The organism is Galactobacter valiniphilus (genome assembly GCF_003575975.1).
In the GTDB taxonomy this organism is placed as follows: domain Bacteria; phylum Actinomycetota; class Actinomycetes; order Actinomycetales; family Micrococcaceae; genus Galactobacter; species Galactobacter valiniphilus.
Genome location: NZ_QQXK01000074.1, coordinates 1 through 1,085, shown reverse-complemented (window position 1 = coordinate 1,085; position 1,085 = coordinate 1). Strand labels below are relative to the sequence as shown.

Here is a 1,085-nt window from a genome sequence, read left to right as displayed (position 1 = left end):
GTGACATGAGGAAGACCTCCGGGTGAGGTGTGGAGCTATCTAGGAACCAGCTCTCACCACGGAGGTCTTCATGCCCCACGCTAATGCCTTACTCACTCCCCGCGGGCGTCTGTTGCTTGCACGGTGCGTCGTCGAGCAGGGATGGCCCCTGCGCCGGGCTGCCGATCGCTTCAACGTCTCGGTGACGACCACGAAGCGGTGGTCTGATCGTTACCGCCAGCACGGGCCTGAGGCCATGGAGGATCGGTCCAGTCGGCCACGTACGTGCCCGCACCGCACGGAGCGGCGTCGCGAGCGCAGGGCGATCGGACTGCGAGTGAGCCGGCGGTGGGGGCCAGCAAGAATCGCGTACCACTTGGGCATGAACCCGGCCACCGTGCACCGGATCCTGAGCCGCTACCACTGCCTACGCCTGGCCTGGACGGACCCAGCAACCGGGGCACCTCTGCGGTCCCAGCGACGCACGATCATCAGGTACGAGCACGCGGCGCCCGGGGACCTGGTGCATGTGGACATCAAGAAGCTCGGCCGCATCCCCGACGGCGGCGGCCACAAGGTTCTGGGGCGAGCCGCCGGCGGGCGCAACTCGAGTGCTCACCGGGATCCGAGCCGGCCTCGCAAGCAGCACGGACGCCCGAACCTTGGCTACGCATACCTTCATCACGCAGTTGATGATCACGCCCGTTACACCTATTCCGAGATCCTCAACGACGAAAAGAAGGAGACGGCCACGGCCTTCATGGAAAGGGCCCTGGATCACTTCGAGCAGCTGGGCATCGAGACCAAGCGCGTGATGACGGACAACGGATCCTGCTACCGCTCCAAGATGTTCAACGAGCTGCTGACTCGGCGGGGCATCAAACACAAGTACACCCGCCCCTACCGGCCGCAAACCAACGGGAAGGTCGAACGCTTCAACCGGACGCTGCAAGAAGAATGGGCCTACGCCCGCCCCTACCAGAGCGAATCAGAACGCGCCGCCGCGTTTCCGGGATTCCTGCACCACTACAATCACCACCGCGGCCACACATCACTCAAGGGCTCCACCCCCGCCAGCCGCGTACCCAACCTGGCGGGGCAATACA

1 protein-coding gene is annotated in these 1,085 nt (G+C 64.9%); it reads left to right on the top strand.

Features of this window, described 5'->3' with window-relative positions:
* Positions 1-70: 70 nt before the first annotated feature.
* On the top strand, positions 71-1,085 hold a 1,015-nt coding region (locus DWB68_RS15775), incomplete at its 3' end, for an IS481 family transposase (protein ID WP_119426060.1).